This window comes from Mesorhizobium sp. BR-1-1-10, from assembly GCF_020165595.1.
Classification (GTDB): domain Bacteria; phylum Pseudomonadota; class Alphaproteobacteria; order Rhizobiales; family Rhizobiaceae; genus Mesorhizobium; species Mesorhizobium australicum.
The window spans coordinates 232,079-252,494 of record NZ_JAIUIL010000006.1 but is presented as its reverse complement, the minus strand read 5'-3'; the positions used below and the strand labels follow the sequence as shown (position 1 = coordinate 252,494).

16 protein-coding genes and 1 tRNA gene are annotated in these 20,416 nt (G+C 63.7%); 11 read left to right on the top strand and 6 right to left on the bottom strand.

Translation table 11 applies throughout. The annotated features are described in order from the left end of the window. Positions 1 to 8: 8 nt before the first annotated feature. Together rhaS and LB555_RS15235 are read right to left on the bottom strand one after the other, a co-directional pair. The gene (gene rhaS / locus LB555_RS15240) at positions 9 to 1,004 is read right to left on the bottom strand and encodes a rhamnose ABC transporter substrate-binding protein (protein WP_224683180.1); all 996 of its coding nucleotides are present in this window, start codon (positions 1,002 to 1,004) and stop codon (positions 9 to 11) included. 54 nt (positions 1,005 to 1,058) lie between these two features. Further along, the gene (locus LB555_RS15235) at positions 1,059 to 1,862 is read right to left on the bottom strand and encodes a DeoR/GlpR family DNA-binding transcription regulator (protein WP_140614716.1); all 804 of its coding nucleotides are present in this window, start codon (positions 1,860 to 1,862) and stop codon (positions 1,059 to 1,061) included. 187 nt (positions 1,863 to 2,049) lie between these two features. On the opposite strand from LB555_RS15235, the gene LB555_RS15230 reads away from it, so the two are divergent. From LB555_RS15230 to ggt, 3 genes are all read left to right on the top strand, one after another. Then, positions 2,050 to 4,152, top strand: coding sequence for a bifunctional rhamnulose-1-phosphate aldolase/short-chain dehydrogenase (locus LB555_RS15230; RefSeq protein ID WP_015319232.1), 2,103 nt, complete (start codon positions 2,050 to 2,052; stop codon positions 4,150 to 4,152). 112 nt (positions 4,153 to 4,264) lie between these two features. Then, a complete protein-coding gene (rhaI, locus tag LB555_RS15225; RefSeq protein ID WP_224683179.1) occupies positions 4,265 to 5,557 on the top strand; it encodes an L-rhamnose catabolism isomerase in 1,293 nt (430 codons plus the stop codon). Positions 5,558 to 5,772: 215 nt separating this feature from the next. Continuing rightward, a complete protein-coding gene (gene ggt, locus LB555_RS15220) occupies positions 5,773 to 7,506 on the top strand; it encodes a gamma-glutamyltransferase (RefSeq protein WP_140821290.1) in 1,734 nt (577 codons plus the stop codon). A gap of 81 nt (positions 7,507 to 7,587) precedes the next feature. On the opposite strand, the gene LB555_RS15215 is transcribed toward ggt, so the two are convergent. Then, the gene (locus LB555_RS15215) at positions 7,588 to 7,929 is read right to left on the bottom strand and encodes a hypothetical protein (protein ID WP_015319229.1); all 342 of its coding nucleotides are present in this window, start codon (positions 7,927 to 7,929) and stop codon (positions 7,588 to 7,590) included. A gap of 272 nt (positions 7,930 to 8,201) precedes the next feature. Here LB555_RS15215 and LB555_RS15210 point away from each other — a divergent pair, with 272 nt between their 5' ends. The 3 genes from LB555_RS15210 to LB555_RS15200 are packed head-to-tail and all read left to right on the top strand — an operon-like array spanning position 8,202 to position 12,058. After that, the gene (locus tag LB555_RS15210) at positions 8,202 to 9,128 is read left to right on the top strand and encodes an ABC transporter substrate-binding protein (RefSeq protein WP_224683178.1); all 927 of its coding nucleotides are present in this window, start codon (positions 8,202 to 8,204) and stop codon (positions 9,126 to 9,128) included. Beyond that, the gene (gene fhuB, locus LB555_RS15205) at positions 9,121 to 11,169 is read left to right on the top strand and encodes a Fe(3+)-hydroxamate ABC transporter permease FhuB (protein WP_224683177.1); all 2,049 of its coding nucleotides are present in this window, start codon (positions 9,121 to 9,123) and stop codon (positions 11,167 to 11,169) included. Before LB555_RS15210 ends, fhuB begins: the two co-directional genes overlap by 8 nt. Positions 11,170 to 11,197: 28 nt before the next feature. Next, positions 11,198 to 12,058: an alpha/beta hydrolase gene (locus LB555_RS15200; RefSeq protein WP_140787222.1), complete on the top strand. Its 861-nt coding sequence runs from the start codon at positions 11,198 to 11,200 to the stop codon at positions 12,056 to 12,058. Between the two features lie 9 nt (positions 12,059 to 12,067). Here LB555_RS15200 and LB555_RS15195 read toward each other — a convergent pair whose 3' ends face one another. The 3 genes from LB555_RS15195 to LB555_RS15185 form a co-directional block, all read right to left on the bottom strand. After that, positions 12,068 to 12,502, bottom strand: coding sequence for a hypothetical protein (locus LB555_RS15195; RefSeq protein WP_015319225.1), 435 nt, complete (start codon positions 12,500 to 12,502; stop codon positions 12,068 to 12,070). A 462-nt stretch (positions 12,503 to 12,964) separates the two neighbouring features. Continuing rightward, positions 12,965 to 13,040, bottom strand: a tRNA-Phe gene (locus LB555_RS15190). A 172-nt stretch (positions 13,041 to 13,212) separates the two neighbouring features. Then, entirely contained in the window at positions 13,213 to 14,085 is an 873-nt protein-coding gene (locus LB555_RS15185) for a helix-turn-helix domain-containing protein (RefSeq protein WP_140614694.1), read from the bottom strand. Positions 14,086 to 14,189: 104 nt separating this feature from the next. Here LB555_RS15185 and LB555_RS15180 point away from each other — a divergent pair, with 104 nt between their 5' ends. The 5 genes from LB555_RS15180 (at position 14,190) to LB555_RS15160 (ending at position 20,401) form a co-directional block, all read left to right on the top strand. Further along, on the top strand, positions 14,190 to 15,461 hold the full coding sequence (locus LB555_RS15180) for an ABC transporter substrate-binding protein (protein WP_140660714.1): 1,272 nt from the start codon (positions 14,190 to 14,192) through the stop codon (positions 15,459 to 15,461). A 94-nt stretch (positions 15,462 to 15,555) separates the two neighbouring features. Continuing rightward, complete coding sequence (locus LB555_RS15175; protein WP_224683176.1) at positions 15,556 to 16,416, top strand: carbohydrate ABC transporter permease; 861 nt, start codon at positions 15,556 to 15,558, stop codon at positions 16,414 to 16,416. Next, the gene (locus LB555_RS15170) at positions 16,413 to 17,249 is read left to right on the top strand and encodes a carbohydrate ABC transporter permease (protein ID WP_224683175.1); all 837 of its coding nucleotides are present in this window, start codon (positions 16,413 to 16,415) and stop codon (positions 17,247 to 17,249) included. The genes LB555_RS15175 and LB555_RS15170 overlap by 4 nt, the downstream gene beginning before the upstream one ends. Before the next feature lie 8 nt (positions 17,250 to 17,257). Continuing rightward, on the top strand, positions 17,258 to 18,337 hold the full coding sequence (locus LB555_RS15165; protein ID WP_224683174.1) for an ABC transporter ATP-binding protein: 1,080 nt from the start codon (positions 17,258 to 17,260) through the stop codon (positions 18,335 to 18,337). A gap of 36 nt (positions 18,338 to 18,373) precedes the next feature. After that, on the top strand, positions 18,374 to 20,401 hold the full coding sequence (locus LB555_RS15160) for an aldo/keto reductase (RefSeq protein WP_224683173.1): 2,028 nt from the start codon (positions 18,374 to 18,376) through the stop codon (positions 20,399 to 20,401). Positions 20,402 to 20,416 lie beyond the last annotated feature (15 nt).

Genomic DNA, 20,416 nt, shown 5'->3' with positions numbered 1-20,416 from the left:
CTCCGAGATCAATAGATCTTGGAGAACTTCTCGATGTTGCTCTTGTCGAACTGGAAGGGCGGAGCCATCGCGGCCGAGTTGGTGTCGTCGAGCGTGACCTTGCCGACGCGGCCGATCGACAGCGTCGCACCCGGCTTGGCCTCTTCCTTCTTCACCGCCAGGTCGTGGGCGAGGTAAACGGCGGAGTAGCCGAGGTCGATCGGGTTCCACAGCGCAACCGCCTGGCTGGCGCCGTTGTCGATGAACTTCTTGAACTCCGACGGCAGCGCAAGGCCGGTGACATTGACCTTGCCGATCAGGTTCTCGTCGGTGACGACCTGGGCGGCGGCGACGACGCCGACGGTGGTCGGCGCGATGATCGCCTTGAGGTTCGGATAGGACTTCAACAGGCCCTTGGCCTCGTCCGTGCTCTTGGCCGAATCGTCATCGCCATAGACTGTGGCGACGAGCTTGATCTTGGGGAACTTCTCCGGCAGCACCTTCTTGGCCGCTTCGATCCAGGAATTCTGGTTGGTCGCGGTCGAGGAAGCCGACAGGATGGCGACATCGCCGCCTTCCGGCAGATAGTCGGCGGCGAGCTTGATGATGGTCTCGCCGATCAGGCCGGTGTCGGACGGATTGAGGTGAAGCTGACGGCCTTCCTTGGCGACGCCCGAATCCCAGGAGATGACGGTGATGCCGCGTTCCATCGCCTTCTTCAGCACCGGCACCAGCGCGTCGGCGTCATTCGCGGAAATCGCGATGGCGTTGACCTTCTGCGCGATCAGCGAATTGACCACTTCGATCTGCGCCTCGGCGGTCGCCTTGGTCGGGCCGGTGTAGATGATGTCGACGTCGCCGAGTTCCTTAGCCGCCTCTTGCGCGCCCTTGTTGGCGGCATCGAAGAAGCCGTTGCCGAGGGACTTCACCACCAGCGCGATCTCGACGTTTTCCGCGTAGGCGGCATTCACGAACATGGCGGCCGAGAAGGCCGCCGTCACCATCAGTTTCTTCAAGAAGCTCATCGAATTTCCTCCCTTGAGCGTTGCATTCCATCGCCGCTGCGGGCGTGAGGTGTCTCAGGCCTGCAGTGAAGATTCTTCTTTTGTCGACTTGCGGGCGACGATCAACGTCACCCCCGCGGCTTCCAGCATCTTTGCCTCGCGGTCCTCGATGCCGTCGTCGGTGATGACGGTGGCAATGCGCGAAAGACCGCACAGGATCAGGCTGGAGCGTTTGCGGAATTTCGAGGAATCGACCAGCACCACCAACTCGTCGGCCTGGTCGATCAGCTTCTGCTCCGCCTGGATCAGCAGTGGATCGCCTTCCATCAGGCCGAGCGGCCCCAGTCCCTGAGCGCCCATGAACATGCGGCGTGCGTAGAAATTGCGCGTCACGTCATTGTCGAAGGGCGACAGGATGATGTTCTGCTCGCGATAGATGGTGCCGCCCGACAGCATGACCGTGTTCTTGGAGTGCTTGAGCAGGTGCTCGGCGATCGGGAACGAATTGGTGAAGATCGGCATGCGGAGGCCGGTCAGGAAATGCACCATCTGGAAGGTGGTGGTACCGCCATTGATGATGATCGGCTCGCCGTCCTTGCACAACTCGACCGCTTCACGAGCGATCGCCCGCTTCTGCGCCGCGTTGAGCGTTTCGTTGACGGAGAAGGGCCGGCCGGCCAGCCCGATGAACTGCGGCGGCGATATTGCTTCAGCACCGCCGCGCACACGGCGCAGGCGCTTTTGGACATGGAGAGCCGCGATGTCGCGCCGGATCGTCGCCTCGGACGATTCCGTCAGGTCGACCATTTCCTGCACCGTCACCACAGGTTTTTCCTGGACGGCGGACAGAATGATCCTGTGGCGCTCTTTTTCGTGCATGGTTCCTCCCTGCTTGAGCATCTAGGCACCCAAACCGAGCAGTGTCAATCATTTCCGATCATATAATTTCATTGTGCAGTGCAATATGATTGATATTGATCGTTTGTGATTGACAAGCTCGCCTCTTGCGTAGACATTCCCGAGCGAAAAAGGAGCGCATGGTGCGCGCTCCAAAGGGAGGATTACTATGCTCGACAAGCGCTCCGGCTCGCGCCTCGCCAATCTGTGGGACGACGCGAAGGCGAAGGGGATGAGCGAGCCCGAGCTGCTGGTCTATCGCTCGAACACGCTCGGCTCCGACAAGCGCGTCACCAATTATGGCGGCGGCAACACCTCCTCGAAGATATGGCAGAAGGATCCGCTCACCGGCCAGGATGTGGAAGTGCTGTGGGTGAAGGGGTCGGGCGGCGACAGCGCCTCGATCAAGCTTGATGGCTTTGCAACGCTCTACATGGACAAGCTGCGGGCGCTGAAGGGGCTTTATCGCGGCGTCGAGCACGAGGACGAGATGGTGGGCTATCTTCCCCACTGCACCTTCAACCTCAATCCGCGCGCGGCCTCGATCGACACGCCGCTGCACGCCTATGTGCCGAAGCCTTTTGTCGACCACATGCATCCCGATGCCATCATCGCCATCGCCGCCGCCAAGGATTCCAGGGTGCTGACGAACGAGATATTCGGCGGTGCCATTGGCTGGCTGCCGTGGAAGCGGCCGGGCTTCGAACTCGGCCTGTGGCTGGAGAAATTCTGCGTCGAACACCCCACCGCCAAGGGCGTCATCCTCGAAAGCCACGGCCTGTTCACCTGGGGCGATACGCCGAAGGAGTGCTACGAAACGACGATTTCGGTGATCAACCAAGCGATAGAGTGGTTCGAGCGCCGCTCCGAAGGCGTGGCGATCTTCGGTGGGGAGGTAGTGAAGTCGCTCGATGCGGCTGCCCGCCGAGCGATTGCCGCCAAGCTGATGCCCAGGATTCGCGGCCTGGTCTCGGAAAAGAGCCACAAGCTTGGCCACTTCGATGACTCGCCCGCCGTGCTCGAATTCGTGAACTCCAGGGATTTGCGCCCGCTGGCAGCCCTCGGCACCTCGTGCCCGGACCACTTCCTGCGCACCAAGATCCGCCCGCTGGTGATCGAATTCGATCCCGCAAAGCCCGACGTCGATGCCGTCATCGCGCGACTCGCCGACGACATTGCCGAATATCGTGTCGGCTACCAAGCCTACTACGACAGCTGCAAGCATGCGGACTCGCCTGCTATCCGCGACCCCAACGCGGTGGTCTATCTGATGCCCGGCGTCGGCATGTTCACCTTCGCCGGCGACAAGGCGACAGCGCGCATCTCGGGCGAATTCTACGTCAACGCCATCAACGTCATGCGCGGTGCGTCGACCGTCTCGTCCTATGTCGGCCTGCCGGCGCAGGAGGCCTTTGACATCGAGTATTGGCTGCTCGAGGATTTGAAGCTGCAGCGCATGCCGAAGCCGAAGTCTCTCGCCGGCCAGGTCGCGCTGGTCACCGGCGGCGCCGGCGGCATCGGCCGCGCCACGGCCAACCGCCTGCTGCGCGAAGGCGCCTGCGTCGTGCTGGCCGATATCGACGAGGCGGCACTCGCCGGCGCCAACGAGGAACTGGCAAAAGCCTATGGCAGGGATTTCGTCCGCCCAGTTCTCATCAACGTCACCTCGGAGGACCAGGTCGTCGCCGGCTTCGCCGAGACGGCCGTCGAGTTCGGCGGCATCGACATTCTGGTCTCGAATGCCGGTTTGGCATCGTCGGCGCCGATCGAGGAGACGACCCTGGCGCTGTGGAACAAGAACATGGACATCCTGTCCACAGGCTATTTCCTGGTCTCCAGAGAAGCATTCCGGCTGTTCCGGGTACAGAAGATCGGCGGCAACGTCGTCTTTGTCGCCTCCAAGAATGGCCTGGCGGCATCGCCCAACGCCGCCGCCTACTGCACCGCCAAGGCCGCCGAAATTCATCTCGCCCGCTGCCTGGCGCTGGAGGGCGCGGAAGCCCAGATCAGGGTCAATGTCGTCAACCCGGATGCGGTGCTGCGCGGCTCGAAGATATGGACCGGCGAGTGGAAGGAACAGCGTGCCGCCGCCTACAAGATGTCGACCGACGATCTGGAAGAGCACTACCGCTCGCGTTCGATGCTGAAGCGCTCCGTCTTCCCGGAAGACATCGCCGAGGCGATCTATTTCCTCGCCTCCGACATGTCGGCCAAGTCGACAGGCAACATCATCAACGTCGACGCCGGCAACGCACAGAGCTTTACGCGGTAGCCGCTCGCCGGCGCTCACGCTGGCCCCTTCTCTCCCGTCGCTATACGGGGAGAAGTTTCCGGCAGGCGGATGAGGGGCGCCGCCGACCGAATGCATTCTGGGAGGAACAGCAGTGTCCGAATCCATCATCTCCGCCGACATCGTCGCCAGCAGTAACGCCGCGCGCAAGGTTGACCTCGAGCGTGACTATGCCTCGCTCGGCGAGCGCCTCGACCGACGCGGCATCGCCATCGACGCTATCCGTGACAAGGTGGAAAACTTCGCGGTCGCGATCCCGTCCTGGGGCGTCGGCACCGGCGGCACCCGCTTCGCCCGCTTTCCCGGCGCCGGTGAGCCGCGCGACATTTTCGACAAGATCGAGGATTGCGCCGTCATCCAGCAATTGACGCAGGCGACGCCGACCGTGTCGCTGCACATTCCTTGGGACAAGGCCGATCCGAACCGGCTCAAGCAGGCGGCCTCCCGCTTCGGGCTTGGCTTCGATGCGATGAACTCCAACACCTTTTCCGACGCGAAGGACCAGACGCTTTCCTACAAATTCGGTTCGCTGTCGCATGCCGACGCCGACACGCGTCGTCAGGCGGTCGAGCACAATCTCGAATGCATCGAGATCGGCAAGACGCTTGGGTCGAAGGCGCTGACGGTGTGGATCGGCGACGGCTCCAACTTCCCCGGCCAGGTCAATTTCGCCAAGGCGTTCGAGCGCTATCTCGACGCGATGAAGGAGATCTATGCCGGGCTGCCGGACGACTGGAAGCTGTTCACCGAACACAAGATGTATGAACCTGCCTTTTACTCCACCGTCGTGCAGGACTGGGGCACCAACTACATCATATCAAGGGAGCTCGGCGACAAGGCCTTCTGCCTGGTCGACCTCGGCCATCATGCGCCCAACGTCAACATCGAGATGATCGTCTCACGGCTGATTCAGTTCAAAAAACTCGGCGGCTTCCACTTCAACGATTCGAAATATGGCGACGACGACCTCGATGCCGGGTCGATCGACCCCTATCGGCTGTTCCTGGTTTTCAACGAATTGGTCGATGCCGAGCTGTCAGGCCCCGAGGGGTTCGACCCCGCTCATATGCTCGACCAGAGCCACAACGTCACCGATCCGATCGAAAGCCTGATGCTGTCGGCGGTCGAGGTGCAGCGCGCCTATACGCAGGCGCTGCTGGTCGACCGAAAGGCGCTTGAAGGGTTCCAGGACGGCAATGACGCGCTGATGGCGACGCAGACGCTGAAGGCGGCCTACCGAACCGATGTCGAGCCGATCCTTGCCATGGCACGGCTGAAGACAGGTGGCGCCATCGATCCGGTCGCCGCATACCGGGCGGCGGGCTATCGCGCCAAGATCGCGGCGGAGCGGCCAGCCGTCGCAGGTGGTTCCGGCGGGATCGTTTGAGGTAGAGCCGATCTTCCCCTTTGCGGGGGAGATGTCCGGCAGGACAGAGGGGACGCTGTCGCGCCGACGTCCGAAAGTTGGCGATCCTTCACGCCTCCTCTGCCCTGCATCTCCACCACAAGCGAGCAGTCACCAACCCGTGAATGTCTTTATTGAAGATGGACTCGATCGCTCCAAGTAGCTCTTCTAGGCAAGCACCACTTGGAGAACCCGCCATGCATCTCACCCGTAGGACATTGATCGCCCTCGGTCTTTCCATCGCCTTCGCCTTTTCGCCATCGGCTTTCGCCGCGTCGCCGGCACCGGCCAAGGGCGAGAACGGCATGGTCGTCACGGCCCAGCATCTGGCTTCCGAAGTCGGCGTCGAGGTGTTGAAAAAGGGCGGCAATGCCGTCGATGCGGCGGTCGCCGTCGGCTATGCCTTGGCCGTCGTCTATCCCAATGCCGGTAATATCGGCGGCGGTGGCTTCATGACCATCCGCTTCAAGGACGGCAAATCGACCTTCCTCGATTTCCGCGAGCGGGCGCCGCTTGCCGCGACCAAGACCATGTATCTCGACAAGGACGGCAACCCGGTGAAGGGCGCTAGCCTGGACGGCTATCTCGCGGTCGGCGTACCAGGCTCGGTGGCTGGTTTCGAGATGGCGCGCCAGAAATATGGCACCTTGTCCAGGCAGGACCTGATGGCGCCGGCGATCGCCTATGCCAGAGATGGGTTCGTCCTCAACCAGGGCGATGCGGCTTCGTTCGCCGGCAGCGCCGAAAGGTTGGCGAAGGACCCAGCGGCGGCGGCGGCCTTCCTCAAAACCGATGGCAAGCCCTATGGCGTCGGCGAGAAGCTGGTTCAGCCCGACCTTGCCGCGTCGCTCTCGGCCATTTCCGAGAGAGGTCCCGATGCCTTTTACAAGGGCGCCATCGCCGACGCCATCGTCAAGGCGAGCGGCGCCAAGGGCGGTATCCTGGCCAAGGGTGATTTCGAACAATACGCGGTGCGCGAGTTGAAGCCCGTCACCTGCTCCTATCGCGGCTACGAGATCATCTCTTCGCCGCCGCCGAGCTCAGGCGGCGTCATCATCTGCGAAATCCTCAACGTGCTGGAAGGCTATCCGCTGTCCTATCTCGGCGCCGGCTCGGCCGAGACCGTCCACGTCATGGTCGAGGCGATGCGCCACGCCTATGTCGACCGCAACTCCGCGCTCGGCGATCCCGATTTCGTCGACAACCCCGTCTCCAGGCTGCTGGACAAAGCCTATGCCAAGGACATCCGCGACAAGATCGATCCGTTCCGCGCCGGCGTGTCGCAGGATCTGATGCCGAAGGGCTTCGGCGAGTCGAAGGAGACGACGCACTATTCGATCATCGACAAGGACGGCAACGCGGTCGCGGTCACCTACACGCTCAACGGTTCGTTCGGTGCCGGCGTGGTCGCCGACGGCACCGGCATCCTGCTCAACAACGAGATGGACGACTTCACCCAGAAACCCGGCGTGCCCAATCTCTATGGCCTCGTCCAGGGCGAAGCCAATGCCATCCAGCCGAAGAAGACGCCGCTGTCCTCGATGAGCCCGACCGTGGTGGCCAAGGATGGCAAGCCGTTCATGGTCATCGGCAGCCCAGGCGGCTCGCGCATCATCACCATCACGCTGGAAGCCATCGTCAACGTGATCGACCACGGCATGAACATCCAGGAGGCGATCGACGCGCCGCGCATTCATCACCAATGGCTGCCCGATACCGTCTATGTCGAGCCGTTCGGCCTTTCGCCGGATACAGAAAGACTGCTGGCCGGGATGGGCTATCGCCTTGATCTCAGTGACCAGAGCTGGGGCCAGGCGGCGGGCATTCTCGTCGGCGGCAAGAGCCTGGCGGAAATCGAGAAGGGCGGCGGCGCGCGCTACAATGGCGCCATCGACAGCCGCGCGGCAGCCGGCGAAGCGCTCGGATATTGACAGGCCGCAAGACCGTTGCTTTCCGGATGAGGCCGGATTCCGCCTTTCGGGACCGGCCTCCGCCTCATGGCCCGGGAGCCGTCAGGTCACCAGCGTGATGGTCGACGCGATCAGCATCAAGGCGGCGATGCCGACGAACAGCGCATAGATGCGTGGCCGGTCGAGCAGCAGCGCGTTTCCCGATATCCAGGCCGACGTGGCACCGCCCAGCGCGAACAGGAACCCGTTGCGGTGGCCGAAAGTCATCGACGCGGCCATCAAGCCGCCGATGATCAGGGCGCCGAACACGATGATCACGGCGACCGCGTATTTCTCGAAGTCGTTATTGCCGATCCCTGGTCCGATCGCGTTCAAATTCGGCAGGTCGTCCGGATCGAAGGGGTTCGCCGACCCGTATTCGTCTTGACCCATGGATTCTCGCATCACTTGATCTCCGCTGACCGGCAACAAACCATCAACGCCTGCCGAGCGCAACCCGATCACGCTGTGGCGGATGCGCCCGGCACCGCCTCCGGCCCCTTTTCGGGGATAGTTTGCTGACGGATTTTAGGAGCTGTTGCCGGATCGCGTCACCTGCCTTCTTGGGGTTTGTCGCCGCCGGCCTCGTCTTAAAAACTTGACTAAGAATATCCTGTTTAATAGTCAACTCGGATTGGTCGCCGGAGACCAGGGCCCCGGGCAACAGGCAAGCCAAGTTGAATACAGATCATCAACCCCGGCCAGGAGAGGTCAATCGTCCGCGCGTCCGGATCACGCGTCGCCACGCGCTCGCGCTGTTCACTCTGCCGTTCACCGGCGTCGTGACGCCAGCCGCGGCCAGCCCGCCGCGCATCGTCTGCCTCGATGACGGCTTGGCGGAGACCTTGCTCATGCTCGGCATCACGCCGGTCGCTATCGCCGACCGTGAGGTCTGGGAAACGTGGGTGGTCGAGCCGCCGCTGCCGCCCCAAGTCGCCGACATCGGCACGATCCTGGAGCCCAATCTCGAATTCCTGCAACAGCTTCGTCCCGACATCATCCTCTCCATCCCTTATCTCGACGGCATCAAGCCGCTGCTCGAGCGCGTGGCACCGGTGACGACGATCGGCATCTATACGCCCGACGGTCAGCCCTATCAGCGCGCCATCGAGGCGACCCGGCAATTGGCCAGGCTTGTCGGCAAGGAAAGGGAGGGCGAGGCGCTGATAGCGGCGACGGAGGCGCATTTTTCGACCATCAAGCAGCAGCTGGAACCGCTTTCGGCGCGGCCGATCTATGTCGTCAGCTTCCTCGACCCGCGCAATGTGCGCGTCTATGGCGAAAAAAGCCTGTTTCAGGCGGTGTTCGACCGCATCGGCATCCGCAACGCCTGGGCCGGAGAGACTAATTACTGGGGATTTGCAACTGTCGGCATCGACGGGCTGGCAACGTCTGATGATGCGCGCCTTGCCTATCTCGAACCCTTGCCCGAAGGGGCGGGCGGAACGCTGACCGAGAGCCCGGTCTGGAATGCCATGCCGTTCGTGCGCAAGCGCTCGATCATGCGCCTGCCTGCGGTGCTGATGTTCGGCACGCTGCCCTCGGCGAGCCGTTTTGCCCGCCTGCTGGCCGCGGCGCTGACGGCGGAGACCGCCCGTGGTTGAGCAGGAAGCGATCTTGCCCGACAATGCCGGCCTCGTCCGCGGCCGCGCCCCGTCGCCTCGCATACCAGGCGGATATCCCCTGGGCGCGATCCTGCTTTGCGTCGTGCTTCTCTGCGCGGCCGGCGCCGCGACCCTCTCCAACATGAGCGTGCAATTGCCGCCGGCACTCTGGCTGGGGGCGCTCGCAAGCCCCGATATCGAGGATATCAGGCAGGTGCTCGTCCACTACGCCTTCCTGCCCCGGCTCGCCGTCAGCCTTCTCTGCGGTGCGGCCCTCGGACTGGCCGGGACGGTGCTGCAGCAGGTTTTGCGCAATCCGCTCGCCTCGCCCGAAACCGTCGGCGTCTCGGCCGGCGCCTATCTGGCGCTGGCACTGGCGACGCTTCTGGCGCCGTCGCTGCTTGCCTTCGGCCGCGAATGGGTGGCGCTTGCCGGCGCCTTCACTGCCCTTGCGGCGGTCCTGGCGCTCTCCTGGCACAAGGGCCTGTCGCCGCTTTCGGTCGTGTTGGCCGGGCTGGTCGTCAGCCTTTATGCCGGCGCCATCGGTGCTGCGTTTGTGGTGCTTCGGCATGAATGGCTGGCCAGCCTGTTCCTCTGGGGCGCCGGTTCGCTCGGCCAGCAGGACTGGTCGGTGATGCGGTGGCTCTTGCCGCGCCTTGGCGGTGCCGCGCTGGCGATCGGCCTCATGGTGCGGCCGCTGACCCTGCTTGGCCTCGACGACGAAGGCGCGCGCAGCCTCGGCGTCCCGCTCGGTACCTATCGCTTCGCCGGACTGGCGGCGGCGGTCGCCCTGATCGCCTTCGTCGTTGCCGCCGTCGGCGTCATCGGCTTCGTCGGCCTTGCCGCCGCCACGCTCGCGCGCATCGGCGGCGCCCGCCGGCTCGGCCAGCAACTGGTGATGGCGCCGCTGATCGGCGCGGCACTGCTGTGGGCGGCGGACCAGGGAGTGCAGGTCGCGACCGGGCCACAGGGCGACCTGCTGCCGACCGGCGCGATGACGGCGCTTCTCGGCGCGCCTCTGCTTCTTTGGCTTCTGCCGCGCCTCGCGCTTGGCGCGGAAGCACCGGCACTCGCCGCCGAGCGCTTGCCCAGAACGAAAAGGCCCGGCCTTGTGCTGGCGGCGATCGGCGGCCTCCTGCTTTTGCTGCTCGTGCTGGCGCTGCTCTACGCGCCGGGCACCGATGGTTGGACATTCGCGTCCGGCGATCAGCTGCGGCCCTTGCTGGCCTGGCGGCTGCCTCGAGTGTCCGCGGCACTTGCCGCCGGCGCCATGCTGGCGCTGGCCGGGCTGATGATGCAGCGGCTGACCGGCAATCCGATGGCCAGCCCCGAAGTGCTCGGCATCAGCGCCGGTGCTGTGCTCGGCATGATGGTGGCGCTGTTCGCGCTCGCCGATGCCAGCCGCCCGGTACAGACCCTGGCCGCCACGATCGGCGCCTTCGCCGCCCTTCTGGTGACGCTGGCGATCGGCCGCCGTACCGCCTATGCGCCAGAGCGGCTGCTGCTTGCCGGTGTCGCCTTGACGGCCCTGTTCGACGCGCTGATCCTGGTGCTCACCGCCACGGGCGATCCGCGCGCCATGCTTTTGCTCAATTGGCTCACCGGCTCGACCTACGGCGTCGACGCCGGCTCGGCGCTTCTGACCTCGACGTTTGCCTTTTGCCTGTTCCTGCTCGCACCGTTCTTCCTGCGCTGGCTGGACATGCTGCCGCTCGGCTCCGCCGCGGTGCAAAGCCTCGGAGTCAACCTCAAGGCAACACGGCTGCTGGTGCTTTTGATGGTGGCAGCGCTCACCGCCGCCTCGACCCTGGTCGTCGGGCCGCTGACCTTCATCGGCCTTATGGCGCCGCACCTGGCGTGGCGCCTTGGCCTGTCGCGTGCGCTGTCGCAAGCGATCGGCGCGATGCTTGCCGGCGCGCTGATCATGGTCTGCGCCGACTGGATCGGCCGCACCGCCATCTTCCCGCGCCAGATTCCGGCCGGCCTCGTCGCGACGCTGATCGGCGGCCCCGTCCTGATGTGGCTCTTGCGCCGCCGCTGAGCCTTGTCCCGTGGAGATATCCAAGCCGATGGCGACGCCAGCCTTGATTGCCGACACCACCGTCCACGACTTCGTTGGCAAAAGCGGAGGCGATCCCTGGCGGGTCTTCATCCATGTGCCGTCGGGGCCAATGCCCGAGGCCGGCTGGCCGGTGCTCTACATGACCGACGGCAACGCCGTTATCGGCACGGCGGTCGACGCGATGCGCGCGCAGGCCCTCTATCCCGCCGGCACCAATGTCGGCTGGGGCGTCATCGTCGCCATCGGCTACCCCGTCGAGGGCGCCTATGACTCGCTGCGCCGCTCATGGGATCTGGGGCCCCCGCCGGGCAGGACCTATCCGCCCTTCCACGAGGGCACGCCGGAAGTCAGGACCGGCGGGGCGGGGGATTTTCTGGCCTTCATCGAAGCCGAGCTGAAGCCGTGGGTCGCCAGCCGGACCAGGATCGATGAGAGCCGCCAGGCACTGTACGGCCACTCTTTCGGTGGCCTGTTCGCGCTCTACGCCCTGTTCACCCGCCCGCTCTCATTCAGCACCTTCATTGCGGCCAGCCCTGCCATCTATTGGGAAGATCGCGTTATCGACCGCTTTCTCGAAAGGTTCGAAGCCGCTGTTCCCGACGGCCTGAAAGCCGACGTAATCCTGTCGGCCGGAGAGTATGAGACCGAAAAGCTGGCGCCGTTCCAGGTCGGCGCGGAAGACGAGGAAAAGCGCCTGGCGCAGAAAAAGCTCATCCTTACCGACGGATTCGCCAGGGCGATGGCGGAACGCCTCGACGCGCTCCCGGGCCTGCGGGCAAGCTTCGAACTCCATGCCGGCGAAAACCACATGTCGATCCTGCCGGTGACGGTCAACCGGGCGGTGCAGGCGGCGTTCGCGGTGCGGTAGAATTTCTATTCAGCGCGCAGGCGGCAGTTCGAACAGTTTTGCGCCGTTTTCCTGGCCGCGCTCGACATAGCCGATAATGCCGAACCACCTGGCGACGTCGGGCCCTTGGAGCCAACTGCGCGAGTGGATTGGAAGGTTGCCGGCAAGCGCCTGGATATGCCTGATATGCCGCTTGCAGAAACGGACGGTCGAGCCGCGGAAGAAATCCTCCCGCGCGGCGAACAGCGTATCGGCGGCGTCGCTGTTTTCATGCCAGGCAATGATCGCCACGGCCTTCTCGCCCTCGACAAGCGCGTGCGCGCGGCCTTCCTTCAAATTCATCATCAGATTGTCGTAGGCGATCTTGCTGTCCTTGCCGGCCGCCGCGTACTCGTCCGACATCCGCTTCGACAGGCCATGGAAGACATCCTCGAGATCCCCAAGCGTTGCTGCGCGTGCTCTCATTTCACCTCCTGCAGCCCCGGCAGGGAGTTTGCCCTAGGGTTGTGGGATCACCAAGCAAATTGAATCCTCCACAAGCCCGGCGAAGGCAAAGTCGTTCCGTCCATCGATCTTTGTGACAGGGCGGGCACCCGCACCAAGCCGACAGAAGGCTTCGGCCTCCCGGTTCTTTAAGACACAAGGGAACAAGAGCCTGTGGTTGCGGTTAACTGGATATGCCAGCCAAGATCCAAGAACCACGGCCGAAGCCCGGCCCGCAGCCACCCGTCCGTCGGCCGGACAAGGAAGCACCGCCAGAGCCTGAGCATGTCGATCCGCCACCGCGAGACGTGCGAGAGGCACCGGCACCAAATCCCGATGGCGACAAGAAAACCTAAGCGACGACACGCGAACGCGCCTGCAACAGGCGCATGCGATGATAGCGATCAGGTGGTCACGCCATAAGCGCTTGGATTTTTAAAATGATGGTGCCCAGAGGCGGATTCGAACCACCGACACGCGGATTTTCAGTCCGCTGCTCTACCAACTGAGCTATCTGGGCCTGTTCCGGCTAACGAAAACTCCCGCTCCGGATTTCATGAAGGCACCGTGGGCGCCCCTTGAAAGCGCGTGGGTTATAGCATGGGAATCCGGCCTGTCCAGCGCCCAGATGTGGATTTCCCGCAGGAAAAGAAATGTCGCCCGATGGGCCGGTTTCCATGCCGTGCGCCCGCCTATCTGGCGCTTGGCAGCCCCTTGCGGAAGTCGGATGGGGTCATGCCGGCCAGCTTGCGGAAGGATTTGTTGAAGGCGCTGAGCGAGCCGAAGCCCGAGTCCATGGCGACCCGCAGCACATTGGCGTCCTGATGCATCAGAAGCGCCTGCGCGTAGCTCAGCCGCAACAGGTTGACATATTCGTTGAGCGTCATGCCGGTTGATTTCTTGAACAGGCTCATGGCGTATTTGGGGTGGATATCGGCGGCGGCCGCTATGTTCATGCAATCGATGTCGTAGAGGAAATTTTCGGCGATGAAATCGCACATGCGCCCGACATTGCGTGAGGACTGCTGGTCGAAGGGACTGCCCGCCTCCTGCCCGGCGGCGTTTTCCGGCACCAGCCGATAGGGCTCGAACCGCACCCGCTCCAGCCGCAGCAGGAGTTCGTTGACGGCATGCTCGGTCTTGGCCGGATCGCCCGAACGGGCGTAGCGGTTCCAGCGGGCGAAATTGTCATTGTCGGATTGATCGGTGGCGCTTGTCACCAGCGTCGCACCCGTCATCAGCCGGTGGCGTATGTCCGCCGGCAGGTGCAGCCGGAAGAAATGCACCAGCGGCAGGTGCGCGCCGGCATAGACGGCGTCGTCGCTCAAATCGTCCATCTGGTGCGGCAGGCCGCCCCAGAACAGGCACATCTCGCCGGCCGAGAGCGAGATTTCGTGCTCGTTCATGCGGTAGTGGACGGAGCCGCGGACGATGAAATTCACCTCGACCTGGGCATGCCAATGCGGTTTCAGCATCACCAGCGGATTGGTGTGGAACATCTGCAACAGCAGCGGCAGGCCTTCCACGCTGCTGGCACCAGGCTGGTAAAACGGCCGTTCGGGCATCTTACTTTCCGCCAATTTCGTATTCCCTTTGTCGGGGACAGGCCTTTGCCGGTGCCTAGTCTAGCCAGGCTCGCAGAGAGAGCAAATGAAATGGGAGGATTTCAATGCGCATCACACTGTCCTGCGCCGCGCTCGCGCTTGCCTTGGGCTCAGCCCCGGCCTTCGCGCAATCCGGCGAAATCACCATCTGGAGCTGGAACATCGCCGCCTCGTCGCTGAAGGCAACGGTTGCCGGTTTCAACAAGGTCCATCCCGACATCAAGGTCACGGTCCAGGATCTCGGCAACCAGCCGACCTATGACAAGTCGATCGCCGGATGCGCGGCCGGCGGCGTCGGCCTGCCCGATATCGTGACCATCGAGAACGGCGAGGCCGAGAATTACTGGAGCCAGTTCCCCGACTGTTTCGTCGACCTGCACACGTTGGGCTACACGGCGGAAGACCAGAAGAAATTCCCCGATTTCAAGCGTACCGAACTCGAAGTCGGCGACAAGGCCTATGCCATGCCGTGGGATTCCGGCCCGGTCGCCGCCTTCTATCGCCGCGACTTCTATGAAAAGGCCGGCGTCGACCCGGCATCGATCAAGACCTGGGACGATTTCATCGCCGCCGGCAAGAAGATCCAGGCCGCCAATCCAGGGGTCTCGATGACCAATGCCGATTTCAACGGCGACAGTGAATTCTTCCGCATGATCTCCAACGAACAGGGCTGCGCCTATTTCGCCGAGGACGGCCAGTCGATCACGGTCAACCAGCCCAAATGCGTCGACGCCATGACCAAGGTCAAGGAGATGAAGGACGCGGGCATCGTCTCGTCGGCCGATTGGGGCACCAAGATCACCAACAACACCGCCGGAACCGTCGCCACCCAGGTCTATGGCGGCTGGTACGAAGGCACCATCCGCACCGAATCGGCCGGCGAAAACGGCAAATGGGGCGTCTACCTGATGCCAAGCCTGACCGCGGACGGGCCGCATGCCGCCAATCTCGGCGGCTCGTCGCTCGCCATCACCTCGGCGTCGAAGAACAAGGAAGCGGCGTACGAGTATTTGAAATACACGCTCGGCACCAATGAAGGCCAGATCACCATGCTGAAGGAGTTCGGCCTCGTCCCATCACTGGTCTCGGCCCTGAACGACCCTTACGTCAGCCAGGGCCAGCCCTACTGGGGCGGCCAGGCGGTGTGGAAGGATATTCTGGGCACCTTGCCCAAGGTCGTTCCGAGCCGCGGCACGCAGTTCCAGAGCGATGCCGAGATCATCGTGCGCGCCGTGCAGACCAAATACCTCGCTGGCGGATATCCCGACGCCAAGGCGGCACTCGACGATGCCGCCAGCCAGATCGCCTCGGCGACTGGGCTGCCTGTCAAGTCCTGACCTCCCAGGACGGGGTCCGGGACGGCAGCTATGCCGTCCTGGACCCGCCGCTTGCACGCTTGCTTTCAACACCAGGGATGAAGGAGGACAAAAGATGCGCGACCGCAATGCCACGGCCTATCGCTTCCTTACGCCCTATCTCCTGATCTTCGCCATCTTCTGGGTGTGGCCGATCATCTCCTCGTTCCTGATCTCGTTCCAGGCGACGCGCACCGTGCCGTGGCGCTTCGCGCCCGGCTTCAACTGGGGCCGGCTGGTCGGCGACCCCGCCTTCTTCAACGCGCTGAAGAACACGCTGCTCATCCTTGTCATCCAGGTTCCGGTGATGATCGCGCTGGCCATGGTGATGGCGGTGCTTCTGAATTCGCCGCTGCTCAAGGCCCGCGGCCTCTACCGCTTCGCCTTCTTCGCCCCCGTGGTGGTCGGCGAGGTCGCTTATTCGGCGGTGTTCCGGCTGATGTTCAGCCTCGATTTCGGGATCGTCAACAAGCTGCTGAACAGCATCGGCCTGCCCAAGGTCGACTGGTTTTCCAATGTCACGCCGGCCATGGCGCTGATCATGATCGCGGTCACCTGGCGCTGGGCCGGCTACAACGCCATCATCCTGCTGGCCGGCATGCAGTCCATTCCCGAGGATGTCTACGAGGCAGCGACGCTCGACCGGGTCAGCAAGCTCAAGCAATTCTTCTACATCACCCTGCCGCTGTTGAAGCCGGTCATCGTCTTCTGCGCCGTGCTGTCGATCATCGGCACCATGCAATTGTTCACCGAGCCGTTCCTGATCACCGAGCGTGGCGGGCCGGGCGGCGGCACCGAGACGCTCGGTCTGCTGCTTTACCGCCAGGGCTTCCGCTCGCTCAATTTCGGCTATGCCTCTGCCATCGCCTACACCATGGCCGGGCTGGCGATCGCCATCACGCTGGTGCAGCTATGGCTGACGAGGGAACCGAAATGAGTTCGCTCTCGTCGGCAAGACTGAAACGAAGCATCGCACTGCACCTGTTCCTGACGCCGCTGGCGCTGATCTGGTTGTTTCCGCTGTGGATGATGGTGGTGTTCTCGACCATGCCCGACAACGGCATATTCAGCCCGGGCATCGAACTGTTGCCGCGCGGCAATTTCGTCGACAATTTCAACAATCTGCAGCGCGACACAGACTTCGTCGGCGCCATCGTCATCTCCGTTTGCGTGGCGGTGACCTACACCGTCTTGTCGGTGCTGTTGACCTCGATGGCCGGCTGGGCGCTGGCCCGCTACCAGTTCTTCGGTAAAAGCGTGGTCGTGGCCATCATCCTGGGCACCATCACGCTGCCCTATGCGGTGGTGCTGATCCCGCAATTCATCATGGTGGCGCGCGACTTCAAGCTTGCCAACACCTGGGTGGCGCTGATCGTGCCGCCGCTGTTCAATTCGCTGGGCGTGCTGTTCATGCGCCAGAGTTTTTCGATGATGCCGGACGATCTGTTCGATGCGGCCCGCGTCGAGGGCGTCAAGGAGTGGCGGATCTTCGTCTTCATCGCCTTGCCGCTGGCGCGGCCGATGCTGGCGGCGCTCTGCATCATCCTGTTCCTCGCCTCCTGGAATAATTATCTGTGGCCACTTCTGATCAACAGCCAGCCGGGTTCGATGACAGCACCCGTGGCGCTTGGCACGCTGATCGGCCTGACCAAAGTGTCGTGGGGCGGCATCATGGCGGGCGCGGTCATGCTGACCGTGCCGATGCTCATCGTCTTCGTGCTCCTGCAGCGTCATTTCATCGCCGGCATCGCCGCCGGCGCGGTCAAGTAAGGGGCAGAATGGCAACCGTCACGCTCACCAATGTCGCCAAGCGCTTCGGCGCGTTCGAAGTCGTCCACGGTGCCAACATCGACATCGCCGATGGCGAGTTCGTCGTCTTCGTCGGCCCGTCGGGCTGCGGCAAGTCAACGCTGCTCAGGATGATCGCCGGGCTGGAGGACATCAGCGGCGGCGAGATCGCCATCGGCGGCAAGGTGGTCAACGATGTCGAGCCCGCCGACCGCGGCATCGCCATGGTGTTCCAGTCCTACGCGCTCTATCCGCATATGAGCGTCGAGCAGAATCTCTCCTTCGGGCTGCGCATGACCGGCAACCCCAAGGCCGACACCGAGCGGCGGGTGAAGCGCGCGGCCGAGATCCTGCGCATCAGCGAATTGATGGACCGCCGTCCGAAGAAACTTTCCGGTGGCCAGCGCCAGCGTGTCGCCATCGGCCGCGCCATCGTGCGCGAGCCGCAAGTGTTCCTGTTCGACGAGCCGCTCTCCAATCTCGATGCCGAACTGCGTGTCCAGATGCGGGTCGAGATTTCAAGGCTGCACAAGGAACTCGGCGCCACCATGGTCTATGTCACCCACGACCAGACCGAGGCGATGACGCTGGCCGACCGGATCGTCGTGCTGCGCGCCGGCCATATCGAGCAGATCGGCCGGCCGCTGGAACTCTATGACAATCCCGACAATATGTTCGTGGCCGGCTTTGTCGGTTCGCCGAAGATGAATTTCATCAAGGCCCATATTGTCGGGCGTGATGAAAAAGGGGTCGTGGTCGAGCTGGCCGGCGAGGAGAAGACCCGCATCACGCAACCGTTGAAATGCGCAGGGCCCGAACTGGGTAGCAAAGTCATCGTCGGCGTGCGGCCGGAACATTTTGGCAGCGCCGGTGAAGGCGACGCCGACCTGACCGCCGCCATCGACGTGGTCGAGCATTTGGGGGGCACGAGCTTCCTCTATGCCCGAACGGCCCATGGCGAGGATATGGTGATTCAGCGCGACGCGGCAAAGATTCCCGACACCTCGGAGGTCACCGTTTCCATCCGCAAATCCTACCTGTTCGACGAAAAGGGGCTGCGGCTGCGCTGACCGGCCGCCCCTTTCCAAGCCCGCAAGGAGAATGACATGACTGCATCAACGCCCATTCGCTGGGGGATTCTTGGGCCGGGCGGCATCGCCAAGGCCTTTGCCGGCGGCGTCGCCGGTTCCCGCACCGGGAAACTGGTCGCCATCGGCGCGCGCAACCCCGGCAAGCCGGGTCTGGCCGAGAGCTTTCCCGGCACCCGCATCCTCGACGGTTACGACGCTCTTCTCGCCGATCCGGAGATCGACGCGATCTATATCGCGGTGCCGCATCCCGGCCACGCGCAATGGGCGATCCGGGCGGCGGAAGCCGGAAAACATGTGCTTTGCGAAAAGCCGCTCGGGCTGACCGCCTTCGAGGCCGACGCCATGATGCATGCGGCGCGCAAGGCTGGCACCTTTCTAGGCGAAGCCTTCATGTACCGGCTGCATCCGCAGACGCTGCAGCTGGTAGGCCTGGTCAAGTCCGGCGTCATCGGCGAGATCAGGATGATCAAGTCGAGCTTCGGCTTCGCCATGCCTGATTTCATGCCGGAGCACCGGCTCTATGCCAACGACCTCGCCGGCGGCGGCATCCTCGACGTCGGCGGCTATCCCGTGTCGATGGTGCGCCTCATTGCCGGCGCTGCCGCGGGAAAGCCATTCGCCGAACCCGACAAGGTGGTGGGCGGCGCCCACCTTGGCCAGTCCGGCGTCGACGAATGGGCCTCCGCTGTCCTGCATTTCCCCGGTGGCATCGTCGCCGAGGTTTCCTGCAGTATCTCGCTGAACCAGGACAACGTCCTGCGCATCTTCGGCACCAAGGGCCGCATCGAGGTGCCGGACTTCTGGTTCGCCGGCGGCGACCGCGATGTCGGCCTCGGCCGGATCGACGTGATCGGCGCCGACGGCGCGCAAGAGACCATCAGCGTCAACGAGAAGCGCCATGTCTATTCCTTCGAGGTCGATGCCGCCGGCGAGGCGATCCGCGCCGGGCGACAGGAATTCGCCTGGCCGGGGATGGGCTGGGCCGACAGCCTCGGCACCTTGCGCGTGCTAGACAGATGGCGCGCGGCGGTGGGGCTGGAGTACGAGATCGAGAAGGCCTCGCTGCGCACCAACACCATCTCCGGCCGACCTCTGCGGCCCGGCGGCACCGCGATAGGCAAGCGCACCATTCCGGGCCTGCCGAAACCGACCTCCGTGGTGGCGCTCGGCTTCGAGGATTTCCGCACCTTCTCCTCCGGGTCGATCCTGCTCGATGCCTTTTTCGAGGCTGGCGGCAATCTGTTCGACACCGGCTACGTCTATGGCGGCGGCTACACCGAGACGCTGCTCGGCCAATGGCTGAGAAACCGTGGCGTGCGCGAGCAGTCGGTGATCATCGCCAAAGGCGCGCACTCGCCGCTCTGCTATCCCGACGTGATCGCAAAGCAGCTTGCCCAGTCGCTCGACCGTCTGCAGACCGACCATGTCGACATCTATTTCATGCATCGCGACAATCCGGACGTGCCGGTCGGCGAGTTCGTCGACGCCATGGACGCGGAGGTCAAGGCCGGGCGTATTCGCGGTCCCTTCGGCGGCTCCAACTGGACGATGCAGCGCATGGACGAGGCCATTGCCTATGCCGAGCGCACTGGCAAGCAGAAGCCCGGCGCGCTCTCCAACAATTTTTCGCTGGCCGAAATGCTGGAGCCGATCTGGGCCGGCTGCATCACCTCCTCCACCGACGACTGGAAAGCCTGGCTGACATCCAGGCAGATGCCGAATTTCGCCTGGTCGAGCCAGGGACGCGGCTTCTTCACCGACCGCGCCGGGCGCGACAGGCTGGACAGCGAGGAACTGGTGCGGGTCTGGTACTCAGAGCGCAATTTCGGCCGCCGCGACCGGGCGATCGAACTCGCCGCCAGGCTGCGCAAGAGCCCGATCCATATTGCGCTGGCCTATGTCCTCAACCAGCCTTTCCCATCGGTCCCGTTGATCGGGCCGCGCACGCTGGGCGAACTGGACGACAGCCTGCGGGCGCTGGACATCGCGCTTTCGCCAGCCGAACTCGAGTGGCTGGACGGGGGCAGCCTGCACGCGGCCTGATTAGGTCTCAAGCGG